Raw genomic sequence first — 1,496 nt, 5'->3', positions numbered from 1 at the left:
AAGTTAATTGGAAATTGAATAATGACCAATGTTCGATTATTAATTGATACAAAAGCACCCAGTCATGCAACTTGGTAAAATTCTAGTCCGTAAACGACTTATTTCTCATATTCAACTCAATACAGCCTGGGGGGGCGACAAGCGGCCTGTAACCCTTGATATATATTAACTTGATCGAATTATGGTAAAAAAAGATAGGTCATAATTTGTCAATACGACCTACCAATTGAGAATGATACCCGAATTATATCAAAAACATCTAAAAAATCTACTTTCCGAATCTCAGTTTTTGTTTTTTTACCTTGTAGTCATTATTATACAAGATACTAAAAATGTCAAACTCGAAAAAATTGCTGAGTCATTACCTTTACCTATTAAAGTTAATTCAAGACGTAAAAAATTACAGAGATTTTTGTCATTATCAATTCTTGAAATAAAAGACTTATGGTTTCCAATCATTCGAGAATGGCTCAAACACAAATTTAGTAAAGAACAAAAAATCTATTTGGCTATCGATAGAACTAATTGGAAGGACAAGAATTTATTGATGATTAGTATAATTTATAAAAACCGAGCCATCCCAATTTATTTTGAACTTCTTTCAAAACTTGGTTCAAGTAATTTTTTAGAGCAAAAACAAATAATATCAACTATCATAGGGCTATTTGATAGCTATAATGTTGTTATTTTAGGAGACCGAGAGTTTTGTTCAGTAAAGTTGGCTGAATGGTTAGACAAACAAGGTTTTCAGTTTTGTTTGAGACTAAAAGAGTCGGAACAAATTGAACTAAAAAAAATCGGTTGGATTTCCTTGAAAAATTGTGGATTAAAACCCGGTAAATCGTTATTTATTGAAAAGGTGACAGTTACAAAAACTAAAAAAATAAAAGGATTTAGTGTTGCCTGTAAATGGAAAAAGAGTTATCGAAAATCCGTGACAAAAGAAGCTTGGTTTATTCTAACAAATATGAGCAGTACATCGGAAGCAATCGCTGCCTATAAAAAACGTTTTAATATTGAACAAATGTTCCGAGATTATAAGAGCGGTGGATATAACATGGAAGGCACTAATGTGGTTGGAAAGCGCTTTATATCTTTACTAATTATAATATCTTTCGCTTATCTATTTTCCACAATACAAGGAGAAATAGTCAACAAAAAAGGAGTTCAAAACTATGTAGGCAGAGTTAAAGAATATGGGCGTTTAACTAAAAGACACAGCAGTTTTTATATTGGACTATATGCTCAAAACTGGATTAATTTTATGGATAAATGTTGGGAATTAGTTTATGCTTTGATGCGTTTAAGTCGTCATAAGCTCGATAATTATTTACGAGGTATGAGAGCTATGAAGCTTATACAGTCTACTTTTTAGCTCTCATGTCGCCCCCCCAGCAATACAGCCCTTGAAATTCAGTCTTTAACTGGTATCAAATTAGGAGAAATTTTGGTAACTAAAGAATTGATTGAATCTCAGGATTTGGAGCAAGCACTGT

General features: G+C 31.9%; 1 pseudogene. It reads left to right on the top strand.

From position 1 onward, the window contains the following. Positions 1-232 precede the first annotated feature (232 nt). Positions 233-1,410 (top strand): annotated as a pseudogene (locus tag F6K53_RS41920) (IS4 family transposase). Positions 1,411-1,496: the final 86 nt, after the last annotated feature.

The organism is Moorena sp. SIO4A1, from assembly GCF_010672065.1.
Classification (GTDB): domain Bacteria; phylum Cyanobacteriota; class Cyanobacteriia; order Cyanobacteriales; family Coleofasciculaceae; genus Moorena.
Note: the sequence above shows the minus strand (reverse complement) of the source record. Positions and strands in the feature narration are given on the sequence as shown.